Below are 19083 nucleotides of genomic sequence, written 5' to 3' on the forward strand. Positions count from 1 at the left end.
ACTGGCAAAGCCAGATCCGCGGCGCCCTGGAAAGTAATTCAGTGGAGTTGAGATGAGTGAGACATCGAATTTGAGCAGGGGGCAGCACCTGGCCTGGCCGTTCTTCGAGCTGCGGCACCAGGAACTGGTGGCGGAGCTCGACCCCTGGGCGGCGCGGCGGGTGGCGCATGCCCATGGCGGGGATACCGACGCCACTTGCCGCGGGCTGGTGCGCGCGCTGGGCGAGGACGGCTGGCTGCGCTATGCCGTGGCCGGGCTGGAGCACGGCGGGTTGACCGACACCATCGACACCCGTGCCGTCTGCCTGATCCGCGAGACGCTGGCCTATCACGACGGCCTGGCGGATTTTTCCTTCGCCATGCAGGGCCTGGGGTCGGGCGCGATCAGCCTGTTCGGCACCGGCGAGCAGCGCGCGCGCTATCTGCCGCGCGTGGCCGCCGGCCAGGCCATCGCCGCCTTCGCGCTGTCCGAACCCGAGGCGGGCTCGGACGTGGCCGCGATGGCCTGCGCGGCCACGGAGGACGGTTCGCACTACGTGCTGAACGGCAGCAAGACCTGGATCTCGAACGGCGGCATCGCCGACTTCTACGTGGTGTTCGTGCGGACCGGCGAGGCGCCGGGCGCGCGCGGCATCACCGCCCTGGTGGTCGATGCCGATACCCCCGGGCTGGAGATCGCCGAGCGCATCGACGTGATCGCGCCGCACCCGCTGGCGCGGCTGCGTTTCGACGGCTGCTGCGTGCCGGTGTCCCAGCGGCTGGGCGAGCCGGGGCAGGGCTTCAAGGTCGCGATGGCCACGCTGGACGTCTTCCGCACCTCGGTGGCCGCGGCGGCGCTGGGCTTCGCCCGCCGCGCCCTGGACGAGGCGCTGGCGCGCGCGACCTCGCGCCGCATGTTCGGCCAGACGCTGGCCGATTTCCAGCTGACACAGGCCAAGCTGGCCGAAATGGCCACCGGCGTCGATGCCGCGGCGCTCCTGACCTACCGGGCGGCCTGGATGCGAGACGGCGGGGCGCGCATCACCAAGGAAGCGGCCATGGCCAAGATGACCGCCACCGAGACCGCGCAGCGCGTGATCGACGCGGCGGTGCAGATGTTCGGCGGGCAGGGCGTGGTCAGCGGCGAGACGGTCGAACGGCTGTATCGCGAGATCCGCGCGCTGCGCATCTACGAAGGCGCCACCGAGGTCCAGCAACTGATCATCGCCCGCGAACTGCTGCGCGCGGCGGGCGCGGCCTGAAGAACGAAGAAAGGAGAACCCATGGCATCGAACATCGAGATCCTGCAGCCGGCGGGATGGCCCCGCCCCCGCGGCTACAGCAATGGAATGGCCGCTCGCGGCAAGCAGGTCTTCATCAGCGGGATGATAGGCTGGGAGCCCGACGGCGTGTTCCGGGCCAAGGACTTCGCCGGCCAGGTCCGGCAGGCGCTGGCCAACATCGTCGAGGTGCTGGCCGAGGCCGGCGCGGGGCCCGAGCACATCGTGCGCATGACCTGGTACGTGCTGGACAAGCGGGTCTACGTCGCGTCCTACGAGGACATCGGCAAGGCCTATCGCGAGATCGTCGGCCGCCATTTTCCCGCGATGACGGCGGTGCAGGTGGCCGGCCTGGTCGAGGACGAGGCCCAGGTCGAGATCGAGGTGACGGCGGTCGTCCCCGACTGACCGCATCCGGGTCGCGCGGCGCGGGGGGGATGGGTATCATTTCACGTATGGACGCTTGCACACACGGAGAGCCATCGTGAAAGACACCCCCCACAGCCTCAAGCCCGGGTACTACTGGTATTTCATCGACACCGACCCGCCGTCCGTCATCCACATCCACGACACGGGCGCGGCCAGCCTGATGGGCACCGACTACGAGGTGCCGCCCGAGGACGTGGCGGAAATGATCCAGCGCGGCGAAACCTTCGTCTGGATCGATCCGCCGCTGGTGCCCTAGAAGGCGGGCGCGCGGTTCAGTGCCATTCGCCGGCCTCGACGAAGATGTGCCGGCTGGCTTCCAACAGCTCGGCGCGGGGCGCGCCCAGCTTGATGGCTTCGCCCACCTGCAGCGGCACGTACTTGGTGGCCGACACCAGCACCGGCTGTCCGGCCGGCTGGCCCGGCCAGCTCAGGGCCAGGCAATGCTGGTGGTGCGGTTTCTCGCCTTCGTACTTGGCCACCACGACGCCGCTGCGCAGCTCGATGGCGGTGCCCGCATGATGGTCGATCTCGAACTGCGGCAGACTGCCCAGGAATCTGATGTAGGGATGCAGCGCGGCCATCGTCGTCTCCCCCGCGTACCGGGTGAAGCTATCCTACTTCAACGGGGGATTTCGTCCAATGCCTGCGCGATACTGCGCTTGCCCTTGCCGAAGGTATCGGCGTATTGCCGCGTGAAGGCGGCGCCGAAGAAGAATATCTGCGCCGAATAGTAGATCCACAGGATCAGCGCGATGACCGAACCGGCCACGCCGTAGGACGACGCCACGCTGCCGTGACCCAGGTACAGGCCGATGACGCCCTTGCCGATCAGGAACAGCACGGCCGTCATCAGCGCGCCCGGAACGACCTCCCGCCAGGGGATATGGATACTGGGCAGCAGCTTGAACACCACCGCGAACAGCGCCGTGACCACGGCGAACGAAAACAGGTTGGACACCAGCAGCGCCGCCGTCGAGAACACCGATTCGGCCCAGTACGCGTGCCAGTATTCCTGCAGGGCGGCCAGCGCGGCGTTGATGGCCAGGGAGATCAGCAGGAACAGGGCCAGTACCAGCACCAACCCGAACGACAGCAGCCGGCCGCGGACCAGGGCCCAGATGCCGGACGTCCTGGACGATGGCACGTCCCACAGCTCGTCCAGACTCTCTTTCAGTTCCGAGAAGGCCGTGGTCGCGCTGAACATCAGCAGCACGGTCGAGATCAGGGCGGCGGCCCAGCCCTTGTCCGATTGCTGGGCGCTGGCCAGGACGGTCTGGATGGCCTCGGCCCCCTGGCGCCCCGTCAGCGAGCCGATCTGGCTGACGAGCTGGTTGCGCACGGCATCCTCGCCGAAGAAGGCGCCGGCGATGGCGATGACCAGCAGCAGGATGGGCGCCAGCGAGAACACCATGTACAGGGCCAGCGCCGCGCCCTTGCTGGCGGCGCGGTGATCGGACCACCGGCGCGCGGTGTCCCACAGCAGCGCGACGATGAGCACGCGGCGCAGACGGTCCAGGTAAGGGCCCAGGGGCATGGCGGCGGCGTCTCCGAAGGAACGGCATGGCTCCATTCTGGGCGTGGGGCGGCGCAGCGTCAGTATCCGAACACAAACCGACGCAAATGTAGATTTTGCTAACGCGTTACCGATGTGCGACCATCGGCCGGTTAAATGTGCATCGCGGCGCGACCTGGAACATTCGGAAAGGACATTCATGAGGCATCGAATCCTGCTGGCCATGCTGGGGACCCTATGCGCCACGGCGGTCCACGCGCAAGGCGCCGGATCCAACGTTTTCGGCGTGGGCTGGATGCATCTCGCCCCCCAGGATTCGAGCAAGCCGTTGACCATCGTCGCGCCCGGCGCGGTGGCGGGGCCCGTACCCGATACCGGATCGTCCCTGGAAAGCGCGGATACCCTGGGACTGACCTATACGCGTTTCCTGACCGACCACGTCGCGGCCGAACTGGTCCTGGGCGTGCCGCCCCGGTTCAAGCTGAATGGCGAACAGGCATTGGCGCCGGTGGGGCTGCTGGGCTCCGCCCGCCAGTGGAGTCCGGCCGTGGTGTTCAAGTATTTCTTCGGCCCGGCCGACAGCGCTTTCCGGCCTTTCGTCGGAGCCGGGCTGAGCTACATCTGGTATTCGGACGTGCGCCTGACCGATGGCTTCCAGCGCGCGGTGTCGGCCACCGTCACCCGGAACACCAATCCCGGCTTGAAGACCGATGCCGAGGTCGACAGCAAATGGGCGCCGGTGCTCAATGCCGGCGCCGCCTATCAGATCGGCAGGAACTGGGGGGCGCTGCTGTCGGTGTCCTACCTGCCAGTCAAGACCCGTGCCCGCCTGCGTACCCATGGCACGCCGGTGGGTACGATCGAAAGCCAGGCGGACCTGAAGATCAACCCCATCGTGGGCATGCTGGCCGTCACCTACCGTTTTTGAACGGCGCCGGCGTCAGTCCTGCGCGCTGAAGCCGGTCTGGGCCACGATGTTGCGCCAGCGCGCGATTTCGCTGCGCGTGTAGGCGGCCAGCGCGTCGTGCCCGGCGTAGGCCGGATTCACGCCTTGCTCGATCAGCTTGCGCTGGACGTCGGCGTCCTTCATCACCTGGCCCACGGCCTCGTCCAGCTTGTTCACCACGGCGGCGGGCGTGCCCTGGGGGGCATACAGCCCGTACCAGCCGGTGGCGTTCACGTCGGGGTAGCCGGCTTCGGTCATGGTCGGGACGCCGGGGGCGGCGGGTTGCCTGCGCTCTCCGGTCACGGCCAGGATCTTCAGCTTGCCGCCCTGGGCCAGCTGCTGCGCGACCTGCAGGACCACGAAACCGAACTGCACCTGGCCGCCCACGAGATCGGTCACCAGGGGCGCCGAGCCCTTGTAGGGGACGTGCTGCATGTCCAGCTGCGCCTTGCGGTTGAACATGTCGCCGGCGAACTGCGACGGCGAGGCGGCGCCGAACGATCCATACGAGTACTTGCCGCGCCCGGCCCGCAGCCAGGACACCAGCTCGCCCAGCGAGGCCGCCGGCACGCTGGCCGGAGTGGCCAGGGCCAGCTCGAAATCCACCAGCCGCGCCACGGCGGTGAAGTCCTTGACGGGGTCGTAGGGCAGTTTCTTGAAGGTGACGGGATTGACCGCCATGGTTTGGGCAAAGCCCATCAGCAGCGTGTAGCCGTCGGCCGGAGCCTTGGCGGCGGCGGCCGAGCCGATGAAGCCGTTGGCGCCGGCCTTGTTCTCGACGATGACGGGCTGCCCCAGGCGGGTGCGCAGCTTGTCGGCGACCATGCGGGCGACGACGTCGGGCGTGCCGCCCGCCGGGCCCGGCACCACCAGGGTGATGGGGCGCGAAGGATAGGTGTCGGCCTGCGCGGCGGTGGCCGCGAGCAGGCAGGAGATCGTCAGGATGGCGTGGCGGAACATGATTTCCCTCTTTGCTGCGAACCCCCCATCCTAAGGGCGGGATCGCCGCGCCGGGTAATGAAAATCCCCGCCCGGGATATGCCGGTTGCCTATATCGACATGCCTGGCACGGGAAGTTTCGGGGTATTCCTTAACGAAACCGGTGTGGGCAACGGTACGGTTTTTGCTATTCTCGAGAGGACGCTACTCCGGGGAGGTGGTCGATGCGCCTGACGTGCGCTGCGGGTTTGAGACAGGGCGCACAGGGCGCGCGCGGTTGGGCCGGAACGTTCCTCCTGGCGATGGCGGCGGTCGTCGCGGCCGGGTGCTCGCCCGGCGGCCCCGACGGCGGCACGCCGCTGAACAGCCCCTACGCGGCCGGCGCCGAGCGCGAGAACGTGATGTACACGGCGTTCACGCAGCGCTCGCCCAAGTACCTCGACCCGGCCAGTTCCTATTCGGTCGACGAGACCCCCTACACCTACCAGATCTACGAACCGCTGTACGGCTACGACTACCTGAAGCGGCCCTACCAGCTCGTGCCCCGCGCCGCCGTGCGGGTGGTCGACCCGGTCTACCTGGACGCGCAGGGCAACCGCCTGCCGGACGACGTGCCGGGCGAACAGGTGGTGCAAAGCGTCTACGACATCCCCATCAAGCCCGGCATCCGGTTCCAGCCGCACCCCGCCTTCGCGGTGGACGAGGCCGGCAGGGACCTGTACCGGCACCTGGCGCCGGCCGACCTGGAAGGCAAGTACGCCATCCCGGACTTTCCCCGCACCGGTTCGCGCGAGCTGACCGCCGACGACTACGTCTACGGCATCCGCCGCCTGGCCACCACCCGCGTGGTGTCGCCCATCTACGCGCACATGACCGACTACATCGTCGGCTTCAAGGAGTACGGCGACCGCATCCGCGCCGCCGACGCCGAATTGCGCAAGGGCCTGGCCCCGACCACGCGCGACCTGCCGTGGCTGGACTTCCGCAAGTACGGCTTCGAGGGCGTGGAGGCGCTGGATCCCCATACGCTGCGCATACGGATCAAGGGCAAGTACCCCCAGTTCAAGTACTGGCTGGCCATGACCTTCTTCTCGCCCATCCCCTGGGAGGCCGACCAGTTCTACAGCCAGGCCGGCATGGCCGAGCGCAACCTGACCCTGAACTACTGGCCGGTGGGGACCGGGCCGTACATGCTGACGGAGTACCGCGAGAACCGCCGCCACGTGCTGTCGCGCAATCCCAATTTCCGCGGCGAACCCTATCCCTGCGAAGGCACGGACGAAGACCGCGCCGCCGGCCTGCTGGAGGACTGCGGCAAGCCCACCCCCTTCATCGACCGCATCGTCTTCAACATCGAGAAGGAAAGCGTGCCGCTGCAGGGCAAGTTCCTGCAGGGCTACTACGACGTGCCGCAGGCCGAGCGGGGCGAATACGGCGTCGCCTACCTGGTGGCGGCCGGTGATTCCAAGGAGAAGGCGGCCTTGTACGCCGAGCGCGGGCTCAAGCTGCCGACCACGGTCGAGACCCAGAATTGGTACATGGGTTTCAACTGGCTGGATCCGGTCGTCGGCAAGGGCGACAACCCCGCCCAGGAGGAGCGTAACCGCAAGCTGCGCCAGGCCATCAGCATCGCGGTGGACTGGGAGGAATACGTCACCATCTTCGAGAACAGCCAGGCGCAGGTCGCACATGGGCCGCTGCCGCCGGGCCTCCTGGGCTATCGCGATCCGCCCGCCGGCGCCAATCCGGTGGTCTACGACATAGACGGCGACAAGGTCACCCGCAAGCCGCTGGCCGAGGCCAAGAGGCTGCTGGCCGAAGCGGGCTACCCCGATGGCCGCAACGCGCAGACCGGCCAGCCCCTGGTCCTGAACTACGACGCGATGGGCGGCGTCTCGCCCGGCGCCCGCTCGCAGTTCGACTGGCTGCAGCGCCAGTTCGGCAAGCTGGGCATCCAGCTCGAGATCCGCTCCACCGACTACAACCGCTTCCAGGACAAGATGCGGCGCGGCGTGGCGCAGATCTTCCTGTGGGGCTGGAACGCCGACTATCCCGATGCCGAGAACTTCCTGTTCCTGCTCTACGGCCCGAACGGCAAGGCGAAGGAGGGGGGCGAGAACGCCTCGAACTACGTCAATCCCGAGTTCGACAAGCTGTTCGAGCGGATGAAATACCTGGACGACGGGCCCGAGAAGGAAGCCCTGATCGCCCGCATGGTCGCCATCGTGCAGACCGATGCCGCGTGGATGTTCGGCTACTTCCCCAAGTCGGGCGGCGCCTACCAGCAATGGGTGGGCAACGGCAAGCCGACCCAGATGATACGCAACAACCTCCAGTTCATGAAGATCGATTCCGCCCTGCGGGCCCGCAAGATCGCCGAATGGAACCAGCCGGTCTGGTGGCCGGTGGCGCTGGCGGTGGTGCTGCTGGTCCTTCTGGCCGTGCCCGCATGGCGCATGGTCCGGCGCCGCGACCGCGCCGTGGCCGTCCATACCGACCGTCCCACGGGAGATGCGGCATGACCGCCTACATCGTGCGCCGGATCCTGTACGGGGTCCTGATCCTGATCGGCGTCAACCTGTTCACCTTCATGCTGTTCTTCGCGGTCAACACGCCCGATGACATGGCGCGCCTGTCCATAGGCGGGCGTCGGGTCACCGCCGACGCCATCGAGAAATGGAAGGTCGAGCGCGGCTACGACAAGCCGCTGCTGATCAATACCCAGGCCGAGGGCGCGCGGCGCTATACCGATACCATCTTCTTCGACCGTTCCGCCCGGCTGTTCGTGTTCGACTTCGGCGCCTCGGACGCCGGCCGGGACATCGGCTACGAGATCCGGCAGCGGGTGGGGCCCAGCCTGGCGCTGGCGGTGCCGACCTTCCTGCTGGGCCTGTTCGCCAGCGTGGCGTTCGCGCTGCTCCTGGTGTTCTTCCGGGGAACCTACCTGGACTTCTGGGGCGTGGTGCTGTGCGTGGCCATGCTATCCATCTCGGCGCTGTTCTACATCATTGCCGGACAATATCTCTTCTCCAAGACCCTGCGGCTCGTCCCCTTGTCCGGCTTCGCCGGCGGACTGGATGCCGTGCGTTTCCTGGTGCTGCCCGTGCTGGTGGCCATCATCGCCAAGCTGGGGCCCGAGGCGCGGTTCTATCGCGCGCTGTTCCTGGAGGAGATCGGCAAGGACTACGTCCGCACCGCCCGCTCCAAGGGCCTGTCCGAGCGCCTGGTCCTGTTCCGCCACGTGCTGCGCAACGCCATGCTGCCCATCCTGACCAGCACCATCTCGGCCATCCCGCTGCTGTTCATGGGCAGCCTGATCGCCGAATCCTTCTTCGGCATCCCCGGCCTGGGCAGCTACACCATGGACGCCATCAACGCCCAGGATTTCGCCATCGTGCGCGCCATGGTGTTCATCGGCTCGGTGCTCTACATCATCGGCCTGATCCTGGCCGACATCTCCTACACGATCGCGGATCCGCGCGTGCGTTTCGAGTAAGAACATGCCCAAGATCGTCTTTCTGTGGACCGACGTCGCGCTGTTCCTGCTGGTGCTGGGAGTGGCCTGCTATGCCTGGCACGCCCGCCGCACGCCCAATCTGCGGGCCACCTGGGCCAGGGTGGCGCGGGATACGCCGGCCATGTGCGCCGTGGTGGTGCTGGGCGTATTCGTGGCGATCGGCTTGCTCGATTCCATGCACTACCGGCCCCTGCTGGAATCGGTGGAGGTCAATGGGGGGAAGGGCGCGCGCGCCTACTCCCCGGTCACCCGCTCGGTGCTCGACGCCTTGCTGGAAAAACCCATGGCCGGGCGCGAGAAGACCTACTCGGCCCCGCTGGCCGTGCGCCAGTTCACCAAGGAATCCATGCTGGTCGACGGCAAACCGGTGCGGGACTATCCACGCCTGCGCCACGGCGGCGCGCACCTGGCCGACCCCGACAGCCAGTGGCTGGGAGACGTGCTGCGGCGGACCGCGGTAGGCGTCGTGGCCGGCGGCCTGCTGGCCGGCGTCGTGGCCCTGCTGGTGGCGGGGGCCCTGGCGCAGCGCGGCGGGCAGACTTTTCCCGGGGCGTGGCGCGACATTGTCCAGCGGCGCACCGCCGTGCCGCTGGCGCCCATGCTGCTGACCTTCGGCATCATCGCCATCCTGGCGGGGGCGGCCGTGTCGCTGTCCACCGGCTATCACGTCATGGGTACCGACAGCACCGGCAATGACGTCCTGATACAGACGGTCAAGAGCTTCCGCACGGCCCTGGTCATCGGCAGCCTGACCACGCTGGCGACCCTGCCGCTGGCCCTGGCGCTGGGCATCATGGCGGGCTACTTCAAGGGCTGGGTCGACGACATCATCCAGTACGTCTACACCACGCTGACCTCCATCCCGGGCGTGCTGCTGATCGCCGCCTGCGTGCTCATGGTGCAGGTCTTCATCGACAACAACCCCGACCTGTTCGAGACCGGCGCCGAGCGCGCCGACCTGCGCCTGTTCCTGCTATGCATCATCCTGGGCGTGACCGGCTGGGCGGGGCTGTGCCGCCTGCTGCGGGCCGAGACGCTCAAGCTGCGCGAGCTGGACTACGTGCTGGCCGCGCGCGCCTTCGGCGCCTCGCCCGTGCGCATCATGACCCGCCACCTGCTGCCCAACGTCATGCACATCGTGCTGATCACCGTGGTGCTGGATTTCTCGACCCTGGTGCTGTACGAGGCCGTGCTGTCCTACCTGGGCGTGGGCGTCGATCCGTCCATGAACTCGTTCGGATCCATGATCAACCTGGCGCGGCTGGAGATGTCGCGCGACCCCATGATCTGGTGGAGCCTGCTGTCGGCCTTCGCCTTCATGCTGGCCCTGGTGCTGTCCGCCAACCTGTTCGCCGACGCCGTGCGCGAGGCCTTCGATCCGCGCGCCCGGGCCTACCGGCCGGCGTGGGCCAGGGCCCGTTCGGCCAAGATGCTGGAGGACCGCTGATGAACGCCCCCGCGGAAACCGCCATGCTGGACGTGCGCCGCCTGGACGTCCGGCTCGACAGCGACCACGGCGTCGTCCATGCCGTGGATGCGCTCGACCTGGCCATCGCGCGCGGCCAGACCTTCGCGCTGGTGGGCGAATCCGGCTGCGGCAAGAGCATGACCGCGCTGGCGCTGCTGCGGCTCCTGCCCGACGCCGGGCGGATCGAGCGCGGCCAGACCTTGCTCGAAGGCGTGGACCTGAACCGCCTGCCCGAGCGCGACATGCGCACCGTGCGGGGCCGCAAGATCAGCATCATCTTCCAGGAACCCGCCACCAGCCTGAACCCGGTCATGCGGGTGGGCGACCAGATCGTCGAGACCATCGCCACCCATACCTCGCTGCGCGGGGCGGCCGCGCGCGCCAAGGCCGTCGAGTGGCTGCGGCGGGTCGGCATACCCGAGCCCGAGCGGCGGGTGGACGACTATCCCTTCCAGTTGTCGGGCGGCCAGAAACAGCGCGTCATGATCGCGATCGCGCTGGCGGCCGAACCGGAACTGCTGATCGCCGACGAGCCTACCACGGCGCTGGACGTCACCATTCAGGCGCAGATCCTGGAACTGCTGCGCGCCCTGCAGGCCCAGCTCGGCATGGCGATGATGCTCATCACCCACGACCTGGGCATCGTGCGCAGCATGGCCCACCACGTGGCGCTGATGTACGCCGGCCAGATCGTGGAGTCGGCTCCGGCCGAGGAATTCTTCCGCCATCCCCGCCATCCCTATGCGCGGCTGCTGTTCGGCGCGCTGCCCAGCATGGGCCGCCGCGGCGAGCACCTGGCCGCCATTCCGGGCACCGTGCCGGCCCTGAACCAGGCGTTCGGCGGCTGCCGTTTCGCCCGGCGTTGCCCGGCCCACGCGGCCGAATGCGACGCCGCGCCGCCGCCCCTGGCCCAGGAAGCGCCCGGCCACGCGGTGCGCTGCGTGCGGCTGACCCAGATCGACGCCGCCCGCGCGGCGGGCAAGGGCGAGCCGCTGCCCGAGGTGCACGTCGTGGAATCACCCGAATCCGCCATGGCGGCTCCCGCGCCGGCGGCCGCTGCCGGCGAGCCCGGATCCACCCTGTTGAGCGTGACCGACCTGAAGGTCCATTTCCCCATTCGCAAGGGCGTGCTGCGCCGCACGGCCGGCTGGGTCAAGGCCGTGGATGGCGTGAGCCTGTCGCTGGACACCGGCAGGACGCTCGCGCTGGTCGGCGAATCCGGCTGCGGCAAGACCACCACCGGCAAGGCCCTGCTGCGCCTGCTGGACGGCGTGGCCACCATTTCCGGCCAGGCCAGCCTCCACGGGCAGGCCCTGCTGCGCGCCGGCGGCCGCTCGCTCAAGCGCCTGCGGCGCGATATCCAGATCATCTTCCAGGATCCCTATGCCTCGCTGAACCCCCGCATGCGCGTGGGCGAGATCCTGGACGAGGGACTGGCCTCGCTGCGGCCCGACATGGACGCGGCCAGCCGCCAGGCCGCCTTGCTTCGCCTGCTGGACCAGGTCGGACTGCGCGCCGATGCCCGCGACCGCTACCCGCACGAGTTCTCGGGCGGCCAGCGCCAGCGCATCGCCATCGCCCGCGCGCTGGCGGTCGAACCCAAGCTCATGGTGTGCGACGAACCGACCTCGGCGCTGGACGTCTCGGTGCAGGCGCAGATCCTCAACCTGCTGCACGCCCTGCAGCGGGACATGGGCATTGCCTACCTGTTCATCACCCACAACTTCGGCGTGGTCGAATACCTGGCTGACGACATCGCCGTCATGCAGGGCGGCCGCATCGTCGAGACCGGCCCGGCCGAACGCGTGCTGACCCGGCCGGACCACGCCTATACCCGGCAATTGCTGGATGCCGTGCCGCGCTTCGACGTCGAGGCGGCCTGAACGGACAAGGAGACCAAGCATGTCGTACGAAGGGAGTTGCCATTGCGGGGCCGTCGCGTTCGAGGTCGACGCCCCCGTGCCCACGCAGGCCATGAGCTGCAATTGCTCTCATTGCCGCCGCAAGGGTTTCCTGCTGAGCTTCGTGCCTGAAGGCCAGTTCAGGCTGAAGCAGGGCCAGGAACAGTTGCGGTCCTATTTTTTCCACGCCCACAAGATCGAACACATGTTCTGCGCGACCTGCGGCACGCAATCCTTCGCCCGGGGCGCCATGCCCGACGGGACGCCCATGCGGGCGGTGAACCTGCGCTGCGTGCCGTCCATCGACCTGGACGCCCTGCAGATCAAGCGGGTGGATGGGGCCAGCTTCTAGGCGGGCCGGCAGGGGCGGGAGGGCTAAAATGGATTATCATTCCGCTCCTGGCGCCGCATAGGGAAGCGTGGCAGAGTGGTCGATTGCACCGGTCTTGAAAACCGGCAACGGGCAACCGTTCGTGAGTTCGAATCTCACCGCTTCCGCCAGAGAACGTGAAAGCCCCTTGATTCAGTTGAGGATCAAGGGGTTTTTCTTGCCGCCGGGCCGCCCCAAGGCAAAATGGCTTCAAAATGTTCGCGGACCCGCCCGCCATCCCCGACTGGCGTAATCTTCCCAGACGTCTTCCCGATGCAGGAGAACCCGCCATGACCATCGCCAAGAACACGATCTGCCTGTGGTACGACAAGGACGCCGAGGAGGCGGCCCGCTTCTACGCCAAGACTTTTCCCGACAGCGCGGTGCACGCCGTCCACCGTGCTCCCGGCGACTATCCATCCGGCAAGACCGGCGACGTGCTGACGGTCCAGTTCACGGTGGCCGGCATTCCCTGTCTGGGCTTGAACGGCGGGCCGGCCTTCAGGCACAACGAGGCGTTCTCGTTCCAGATCGCCACCGATGATCAGGAAGAAACCGATCGCTACTGGAACGCCATCGTCGGCAACGGCGGCCAGGAAAGCGCATGCGGCTGGTGCAAGGATAAATGGGGTATTTCCTGGCAGATCACGCCGCGCGTGCTGACCGAGGCCCTGGCTGCCGGCGGCGGGGAAGCCAAGCGCGCGTTCGCGGCGATGATGGAGATGAAGAAAATCGACGTCGCCGCGATCGTGGCCGCGCGGCGGGGCTGACGCGCGATATCCGGCTCAGGCCGGCGCGCAGCCGGCCAGCAGGTCGATGACCGCCCGCGCCGCGCGTGTCTGCACCCGGCCCCTCCGGCAGCACAGCACGGTGGCCGTCCGCGCCGCCGAGGCGCCTTCCAGTTCGATCATCACAAGCTCCCCGGCCGCCGCGTCGGTGGTCACGGCATAGTCCGGCAGCACCGTGGTAAGTTCCCCGCCACGCACGGCGCGCTTGATGCTCTCGATGTGGTCCAGGTTGAGGACGGCCGTGAGCGGCAGTTGCCGGCGCGTCGCGGCCTGGTTGAGCCAGCGCCGGGTCTCGAAGTTCGCATCGAGCAGGGCCAGCGGCTGCGCGAGCAGCGTCTTCAGGTCGACGCGGCGGCGCCGGGCCAGCGCATGGTCCGGCGCGACGGCTACGACGTAGCGCGTGACGAAGCGGTGGACGATCTCCAGGTCGGGGTCGTGTTCGTCCGGCGCCAGCGCAATGCCGAGGTCCACCGTGCCGTCGTGGACCAGGCGCAGGACCTGTTCCGAGCCGGCGACCCGGGCATCGAAGGTGATGCCCGGGTGCGAGGCGCGGAACCGGGAGATGGCGGGCAGCAGCCAGCCGGTCATGACGCCTTCGATCGAGGCGAGGCCGACGTTGCCCCGCACCAGCCCGTGTAGTTCATCGATGCGCGCCCGCGCAAGCTCCATGTCGCGCAGGCTGTTGCGCATCTGCGCGGCCACGATGCGGCCTTCTTCGGTCAATATCATGCCGGTCTGGTTCCGCTCGAACAGGGGGGAGCGAAACGCGTGTTCGAGCAGTTGGACCTGGCGGCTGATGGCCGACGGGCTCAGATGCATCAGCTCGGCGGCACGCCGGATCGACCCGGTTTCGGCGACGGCGAGGAAGTAGCGGTAGGCGGGGATCTGCATGGGAGTCTTGTGTCCTGGTGTGCAGTTTATTAGAACATGATGTTCGATACGTTCGGATGGACGGGACACCAGGCTGTCACGAGAATGGAGGCCCACTGAAAATGTCGCCTCGGGAGTATGTGGATGTTCAAGGCTGCTGTCGTCCAAGCATCGTCGGTCCCCTTCGAGCCGCAGAAGACGGCGGAGAAGGCTGCCGGCCTGATCCGTACCGCCGCGGGGGAAGGGGCGTCGCTGATCGTGTTTCCGGAAGCCTTTCTTGGGGGATATCCCAAGGGTTCCGCGTTCGGGACCGTGGTCGGCCGCCGCACGGATATCGGACGGGCGCATTTCCGGCGCTACATGGAGGGTGCCGTTACCCTGGATGGTCCAGAGCTGGCGTTGCTGGGCCAGGTCTGTGCCGAGACGGGTGTCCACGTCGTGATGGGGGTGATCGAGCGGATGGGGCGCACGCTGTACTGCACCAGCGTCACGCTTGCCCCTGGAGCCGGCCTGGCCGGCTTTCACCGCAAGCTGATGCCGACCGGCCAGGAACGCATCATCTGGGGTTTTGGCGACGGCTCGACGATCGCTCCGGTGGATTCCCCGCTGGGCCGCATCGGTTCGGTCATCTGCTGGGAGAACTACATGCCGGCATTCCGGCAGGCGATGTACGCGCAGGGGACGGAAATCTACTGCGCCCCGACCGCCGATGACCGTGCCAGCTGGGCGCCCACGATGATCCACGTCGCCCTGGAAGGGCGGGTGCACGTGCTGAGCGCGTGCCAGGCCATCAGGCTGGGCGAGTATCCGCCGTTCTATCGCGAGGATTTCGGCATGCAGGCGGCGGACGAAGACTATCTCATGCGTGGCGGCAGCATGATCGTGAGTCCCCTGGGCGAGGTCCTGGCGGGGCCGGTGTTCGATACCGAGACGATCCTGTACGCGGACATCGATACCGGGATAGGCAGGGCCAGCAACGTGGATTTCGACGTCTGCGGCCATTATTCCCGCCCGGACATTTTCAGTCTGACCGTGAACACCACGCCCATGCAGCCAGTCACTTTCGTGGCCGACTGAGCGCGTCGATAGTCGTTGGGGAACTGGGAGAAATCATGTCGGCACAAACATCAACGATCAAGCATTCCAAGAAACACGAACGTCTCGTCATCGTCGGGTCCACGCTGGGCACGCTGTTCGAGTGGTACGACTTTTTCCTGTTTGGCGCGGTGGCGTCGGTGTTCTCGAAGCTGTTCTTCGCGCCGTTGTCGCCGTCCAGCGCGTATCTGTTCGCGCTGATCGCCTTCGGCGTCGGCTTTGCCGTGCGTCCGCTGGGGGCGCTGCTGTTCGGCCGCCTGGGCGACATGATCGGGCGCAAGTACACCTTCCTCATCACCATCGTGCTGATGGGCGGCGCCACATTCTGCGTGGGCCTGATTCCGACGTATGCGCAGGTCGGCATTCTGGCGCCGATTCTCCTGCTCTTGCTGCGGGTGCTGCAGGGCCTGGGCCTGGGCGGCGAATACGGGGGGGCCGCGATCTACGTGGCCGAGCATGCCAGCCGGGGCAGGAAAGGGCGCAATACCAGCTGGATCCAGATGACCGGCGCCGGCGGCTCCATCCTGGCGCTGCTCGTGGTCTATGTCTGCCGCACGAGCTTCGGCGAGGCTTTCGAGGAATGGGCCTGGCGCATTCCGTTCCTGCTTTCCGCGGTCATGCTGGCGATCTCGGTCTATATCCGCACGGTGCTGCATGAATCTCCCGTCTACATGAAGATGAAGGCCGAGGGCAAGACGTCCCGGCAGCCGATCAAGGAAACCTTCGGCAGCTGGGCCAACATCAAGGCCATGCTGATCGCCCTGTTCGGCCTGGTCATGGGCGTGACGACGGTGCTCTACACGGCGCAGACCTATTCGTTCTTCTTTCTTACCCAGACGCTCAGGCTGGACATAGGCACGGCCAGCTTCCTGAACGCCATTTCCCTGGCGATCTGCCTGCCCATGATGTGGTGCGCCGCGGCCATCTCGGACAAGATCGGCCGCAAGAAGGTGATCCTGACGGGCTGCCTGCTTGCTGCGCTGACGATCTTCCCGGTCTTCAAGGCGCTGACGCAATACGCCAATCCCGGCCTGCAGGCGGCCTCGACGTCCAGCCCGGTCACGGTGCGCGCCGCGCCCGGCACCTGCAACGTGCAGATCGACCTGCTGGGCAAGAATCCGCCCGTGACGGAATGCGACAACGTCAAGGCCTTGCTGGCCAAGTCGGGCGTGCCCTACGACAACGTCGCGGATCCGGCCGCCGTCAGCCCCGTCACGCAGATCGGGGGCACCACGCTGACCGGCTTCGACGCCGCGGCGCTGAAGTCCACGCTCGAGCAGGCCGGCTACTCCAGCCAGGCGGATCCCGCGCGGGTCAACCACGGGATGGTGATACTGCTGCTGGTCATCCTGTGCGTCTTTTTCGCGATGGTCTATGCTCCTCTTGCCGCCGCGCTGGTCGAGATGTTCCCCGCCCGTGTCCGATATACCGCGCTGTCTTTCCCCTACCATGTGGGGAACGGGATCTTCGGGGGCTTTTTTCCCGCCGTGGCGTTCGCGATGGTCGCCTTTACCGGCGACATCTACTTCGGCCTCTGGTATCCGGTGATCTTCGCGGCCTTGTCGGTGGTGATAGGCGGCCTGTTCCTGCGCGAGCAGCCCGTCGAAGAAGAGTCGCCGGGGCTGCACGGCGCCCCTGGCCGAGCCTGAGCATCCGCATCAGTGAGCCCAGCATGAGTTTTCATATCGAATACCCGCGTACGATACCGGCCCGGCGGCCGGGGGACTTCGCCCCGGCGGCACCGAAGTTCCAGGTCCGGTGGAGCGCACCCGTCACGACGGTCGTGGCGGACTACATCGCCGTGCAGCGCCAGCCCTCGGACCTGGGCGCGGAACGGGCCTTCTTCGACAGGGCCCGGGCGGCATTCGCCAGCCCGTGGGGGCCGGACTGCTTCGACGAGGTTCGGTGCACGGACGAGGCCGGCGTCGCCAATTCCATCGTCATCGCATACTGGGTCGACCTGACGCGGTACGCGGCCTGGAAGCACCGCGACGCATTCAACGGCTGGTTCGCATCGCCGGACCGGGAAAAGGAAGCGGTGGGCCATTGGCGCGAAACCCTGGTCGTGCCCTACGACCGGGTCGAGACGATTTTCTCCGAACCTTACTACCGTGCGGGCATCGCGCGCACGAACGGCTGCGAACTGGAGCCCATGTATGTCGCCGGCTATTTCGGCGCCATGCGCGACCGGCTTCCCATTTCGGCCGTGGATCCGCTGGACTCCCCCCATGGGGACGAGGCTCCCGAAGGCGGGTTCGATGCCGGCGCCGGCAGGCGGATCAGGATAGACGTACCGCCCAACGTGGTGAACATCCGCTCGGGCCAGTATTGGGCGCGGGCCGAAGGCGAGCAACTGGACGACTATTACGCCAATCTGCAGCCCAAGCTGGACACGGGCATGGCGTATCTCAAGGACCATGCCGGCACGACAGGGTGCCTGTCCCTGCGTTCGCTGGTCGCGCTGGACCGCGAAGGCAACGAGCTTAGGGAAACGTCCAAGCACGGCTATTTCCTTTCCCTGGCGCCGCTCGAGCGGTGGGCGGCCAGCCACAAGAGCCACCTCGACATCTTCAGGCACGCGCTGGCCAAGCGCCGGCAGTACGGGGCCGAACGCAGCGTCGTCACCTGGCACGAAGTCTTCGTGATCGGCGCCACGCCTTCTTTCGAATATGTGAACTGCCATGCCGGCACCGGCCTGCTGCGCTTCGCCCGGGCGTGGGGGCATGGTGTGGCATCGCCTTGACCGGGGCCCCCGCCATGCCCATCCGTCTGTATTCGATGACTTACTCGGGACATGGCCATCGCGTGCAACTGATGCTGTCCCTGCTCGGCCTGCCCTACGAGAAGATCGACGTCGATCCGCACGGAGGGACCTTGCGGACGCCCGGATTCCTGGCGATGAATCCTTTCGGGCAGGTCCCCGTCATCGTCGATGGCGACACGGTTCTTCATGACTCGAATGCCATCCTGGTGTACCTGGCGAAGAAATACGGCGGGCCTGCCTGGCTGCCCGAGGACCCGGAAGGAAGCGCGCTCGTGCAGCAGTGGTTCTCGCTGGCGGCGGGGCCTATCGCATTCGGCCCGTGCGCGGCGCGACGATGGCGGGTCTATGGGGAAGAACTGGTCCCCCTGCGCAATGCGGTGGAGACCAGCCTGAAGCTCTTCCCGGTCCTGGAGTCGATATTGTCCGGGCGCTCGTTCGCCACCGGGGAACGCCCTTCGCTGGCGGATGTCTCGGCATACACCTATATCGCGCATGCGCCGGAGGGCGGGTTGTCGCTCGAGGCGTATCCGGCCATCCGGGCCTGGCTAGGCCGAATCGAGGCGTTGCCGGGTTTTGTCCCCATGCCAAAGGCGGGGACTGAAGCGTAGCGACGTCGCTTGCCTTTCGCCCCTGGATTTCGTGAGAGATCCAGGGGCTTTTTGTTTATGCAAGTGCTTGGGGCAGACGAATGAAGCAGCAGAGGGACGGTGATTCATTTGTCGAATCGATCGTTTTTCTCGGGAAAACACTCGTGGGAATGTTTCGATTATCCATGCTCATGTGTAGATAGTCTATTTTCATTAAAAACGTCGAGACATAAGATTCAAGCGATTCATGGCTTGATGACGTGGCTCTGACCGGAATGTTTTTGGTGGGTTTTTAGAGAATTTTGTTCAAAAAATACAAGAAAAAATCATTTTCTATAAAAACGTGTGAACGAGTGGCAGGTCATGAGCCAATAGGGCGCATCGCGCTTGCCTTCGCGAGGAGACGGACAATGAAAATACGTTTGTGGGGTTGTGTACTGGGCATGGCGCTGAGCGGCACGGCCGCGGCGCAGACCCCGTTGAAGATCGGTTTCGTGGGCGAGATGTCGGGCCAGCAGGCCGAATACGGGCTGCAGATGAGCAACGGCGCCAAGCTGTTCCTGCAGGAACACGGCGACGTGGTGGCCGGCCGCAAGATCCAGCTCATCATCAAGGACGTGGGCGGACCGAACCCCGAA

General features: G+C 66.7%; 18 protein-coding genes, 1 tRNA gene and 1 pseudogene. 16 read left to right on the forward strand and 4 right to left on the reverse strand.

What is annotated here, in order from left to right; genetic code table 11:
* Positions 1-70 precede the first annotated feature (70 nt).
* The 3 genes from N5K27_RS01770 (at position 71) to N5K27_RS01780 (ending at position 1943) form a co-directional block, all read left to right on the forward strand.
* A complete protein-coding gene (locus tag N5K27_RS01770) occupies positions 71-1240 on the forward strand; it encodes an acyl-CoA dehydrogenase family protein (RefSeq protein WP_279814253.1) in 1170 nt (389 codons plus the stop codon).
* Positions 1241-1273: 33 nt separating this feature from the next.
* Positions 1274-1666: a RidA family protein gene (locus N5K27_RS01775; RefSeq protein WP_279814256.1), complete on the forward strand. Its 393-nt coding sequence runs from the start codon at positions 1274-1276 to the stop codon at positions 1664-1666.
* A 76-nt stretch (positions 1667-1742) separates the two neighbouring features.
* Positions 1743-1943: a hypothetical protein gene (locus N5K27_RS01780; protein WP_279814156.1), complete on the forward strand. Its 201-nt coding sequence runs from the start codon at positions 1743-1745 to the stop codon at positions 1941-1943.
* Between the two features lie 16 nt (positions 1944-1959).
* Here the strand turns inward: N5K27_RS01780 and N5K27_RS01785 are convergent, their stop codons facing one another.
* Positions 1960-2268: a hypothetical protein gene (locus tag N5K27_RS01785; RefSeq protein WP_279814159.1), complete on the reverse strand. Its 309-nt coding sequence runs from the start codon at positions 2266-2268 to the stop codon at positions 1960-1962.
* Between the two features lie 38 nt (positions 2269-2306).
* On the reverse strand, positions 2307-3221 hold the full coding sequence (locus N5K27_RS01790; protein ID WP_087839534.1) for a YihY/virulence factor BrkB family protein: 915 nt from the start codon (positions 3219-3221) through the stop codon (positions 2307-2309).
* Between the two features lie 178 nt (positions 3222-3399).
* On the opposite strand from N5K27_RS01790, the gene N5K27_RS01795 reads away from it, so the two are divergent.
* On the forward strand, positions 3400-4128 hold the full coding sequence (locus N5K27_RS01795) for an OmpW family outer membrane protein (protein ID WP_087839360.1): 729 nt from the start codon (positions 3400-3402) through the stop codon (positions 4126-4128).
* Between the two features lie 12 nt (positions 4129-4140).
* Here N5K27_RS01795 and N5K27_RS01800 read toward each other — a convergent pair whose 3' ends face one another.
* On the reverse strand, positions 4141-5106 hold the full coding sequence (locus N5K27_RS01800; protein WP_279814166.1) for a tripartite tricarboxylate transporter substrate binding protein: 966 nt from the start codon (positions 5104-5106) through the stop codon (positions 4141-4143).
* A 281-nt stretch (positions 5107-5387) separates the two neighbouring features.
* On the opposite strand from N5K27_RS01800, the gene N5K27_RS01805 reads away from it, so the two are divergent.
* From N5K27_RS01805 to N5K27_RS01835, 7 genes are all read left to right on the forward strand, one after another.
* Positions 5388-7607, forward strand: a complete 2220-nt coding sequence (locus tag N5K27_RS01805; protein ID WP_279814170.1) for an ABC transporter substrate-binding protein — start codon at positions 5388-5390, stop codon at positions 7605-7607.
* On the forward strand, positions 7604-8581 hold the full coding sequence (locus N5K27_RS01810; protein WP_279814174.1) for an ABC transporter permease: 978 nt from the start codon (positions 7604-7606) through the stop codon (positions 8579-8581). The genes N5K27_RS01805 and N5K27_RS01810 overlap by 4 nt, the downstream gene beginning before the upstream one ends.
* Before the next feature lie 4 nt (positions 8582-8585).
* Positions 8586-10049: an ABC transporter permease gene (locus tag N5K27_RS01815; RefSeq protein ID WP_279814177.1), complete on the forward strand. Its 1464-nt coding sequence runs from the start codon at positions 8586-8588 to the stop codon at positions 10047-10049.
* Entirely contained in the window at positions 10049-11953 is a 1905-nt protein-coding gene (locus N5K27_RS01820) for a dipeptide ABC transporter ATP-binding protein (RefSeq protein ID WP_279814180.1), read from the forward strand. The genes N5K27_RS01815 and N5K27_RS01820 overlap by 1 nt, the downstream gene beginning before the upstream one ends.
* 19 nt (positions 11954-11972) lie before the next feature.
* Positions 11973-12323, forward strand: a complete 351-nt coding sequence (locus N5K27_RS01825) for a GFA family protein (protein ID WP_130359474.1) — start codon at positions 11973-11975, stop codon at positions 12321-12323.
* 61 nt (positions 12324-12384) lie between these two features.
* Positions 12385-12472: transfer RNA gene (locus N5K27_RS01830), tRNA-Ser, on the forward strand.
* A gap of 159 nt (positions 12473-12631) precedes the next feature.
* Complete coding sequence (locus tag N5K27_RS01835; protein WP_087839366.1) at positions 12632-13111, forward strand: VOC family protein; 480 nt, start codon at positions 12632-12634, stop codon at positions 13109-13111.
* Positions 13112-13126: 15 nt separating this feature from the next.
* Here the strand turns inward: N5K27_RS01835 and N5K27_RS01840 are convergent, their stop codons facing one another.
* The gene (locus tag N5K27_RS01840; RefSeq protein ID WP_279814188.1) at positions 13127-14020 is read right to left on the reverse strand and encodes a LysR family transcriptional regulator; all 894 of its coding nucleotides are present in this window, start codon (positions 14018-14020) and stop codon (positions 13127-13129) included.
* A gap of 117 nt (positions 14021-14137) precedes the next feature.
* Between N5K27_RS01840 and N5K27_RS01845 the strand changes: the two genes are divergently transcribed.
* From N5K27_RS01845 to N5K27_RS01865, 5 genes and pseudogenes are all read left to right on the forward strand, one after another.
* Positions 14138-15076, forward strand: coding sequence for a carbon-nitrogen hydrolase family protein (locus tag N5K27_RS01845; protein WP_279814190.1), 939 nt, complete (start codon positions 14138-14140; stop codon positions 15074-15076).
* A 35-nt stretch (positions 15077-15111) separates the two neighbouring features.
* On the forward strand, positions 15112-16743 hold the full coding sequence (locus tag N5K27_RS01850; protein ID WP_279814193.1) for an MFS transporter: 1632 nt from the start codon (positions 15112-15114) through the stop codon (positions 16741-16743).
* A gap of 23 nt (positions 16744-16766) precedes the next feature.
* Complete coding sequence (locus N5K27_RS01855; protein WP_279814196.1) at positions 16767-17837, forward strand: phenylacetaldoxime dehydratase family protein; 1071 nt, start codon at positions 16767-16769, stop codon at positions 17835-17837.
* 14 nt (positions 17838-17851) lie between these two features.
* Complete coding sequence (locus tag N5K27_RS01860; protein WP_279814199.1) at positions 17852-18466, forward strand: glutathione S-transferase family protein; 615 nt, start codon at positions 17852-17854, stop codon at positions 18464-18466.
* A gap of 389 nt (positions 18467-18855) precedes the next feature.
* Positions 18856-19083 (forward strand): annotated as a pseudogene (locus tag N5K27_RS01865) (hypothetical protein); the annotation flags it as partial.

Source organism: Pigmentiphaga sp. GD03639, assembly GCF_029845405.1.
GTDB lineage: Bacteria > Pseudomonadota > Gammaproteobacteria > Burkholderiales > Burkholderiaceae_B > Pigmentiphaga > Pigmentiphaga daeguensis.

Bases quoted from the DNA above. Each gene is read 5' to 3' on its own strand.
- N5K27_RS01820 (WP_279814180.1), top strand. From the start codon at position 10,049: ATGAACGCCCCCGCGGAAACCGCCATGCTGGACGTGCGCCGCCTGGAC.
- N5K27_RS01805 (WP_279814170.1), top strand. From the start codon at position 5,388: ATGGCGGCGGTCGTCGCGGCCGGGTGCTCGCCCGGCGGCCCCGACGGC.
- N5K27_RS01855 (WP_279814196.1), top strand. From the start codon at position 16,767: ATGAGTTTTCATATCGAATACCCGCGTACGATACCGGCCCGGCGGCCG.
- N5K27_RS01850 (WP_279814193.1), top strand. From the start codon at position 15,112: ATGTCGGCACAAACATCAACGATCAAGCATTCCAAGAAACACGAACGT.
- N5K27_RS01845 (WP_279814190.1), top strand. From the start codon at position 14,138: ATGTGGATGTTCAAGGCTGCTGTCGTCCAAGCATCGTCGGTCCCCTTC.
- N5K27_RS01800 (WP_279814166.1), bottom strand. From the start codon at position 5,106: ATGTTCCGCCACGCCATCCTGACGATCTCCTGCCTGCTCGCGGCCACC.
- N5K27_RS01840 (WP_279814188.1), bottom strand. From the start codon at position 14,020: ATGCAGATCCCCGCCTACCGCTACTTCCTCGCCGTCGCCGAAACCGGG.
- N5K27_RS01860 (WP_279814199.1), top strand. From the start codon at position 17,852: ATGCCCATCCGTCTGTATTCGATGACTTACTCGGGACATGGCCATCGC.
- N5K27_RS01790 (WP_087839534.1), bottom strand. From the start codon at position 3,221: ATGCCCCTGGGCCCTTACCTGGACCGTCTGCGCCGCGTGCTCATCGTC.
- N5K27_RS01825 (WP_130359474.1), top strand. From the start codon at position 11,973: ATGTCGTACGAAGGGAGTTGCCATTGCGGGGCCGTCGCGTTCGAGGTC.
- N5K27_RS01835 (WP_087839366.1), top strand. From the start codon at position 12,632: ATGACCATCGCCAAGAACACGATCTGCCTGTGGTACGACAAGGACGCC.
- N5K27_RS01785 (WP_279814159.1), bottom strand. From the start codon at position 2,268: ATGGCCGCGCTGCATCCCTACATCAGATTCCTGGGCAGTCTGCCGCAG.
- N5K27_RS01795 (WP_087839360.1), top strand. From the start codon at position 3,400: ATGAGGCATCGAATCCTGCTGGCCATGCTGGGGACCCTATGCGCCACG.
- N5K27_RS01810 (WP_279814174.1), top strand. From the start codon at position 7,604: ATGACCGCCTACATCGTGCGCCGGATCCTGTACGGGGTCCTGATCCTG.
- N5K27_RS01815 (WP_279814177.1), top strand. From the start codon at position 8,586: ATGCCCAAGATCGTCTTTCTGTGGACCGACGTCGCGCTGTTCCTGCTG.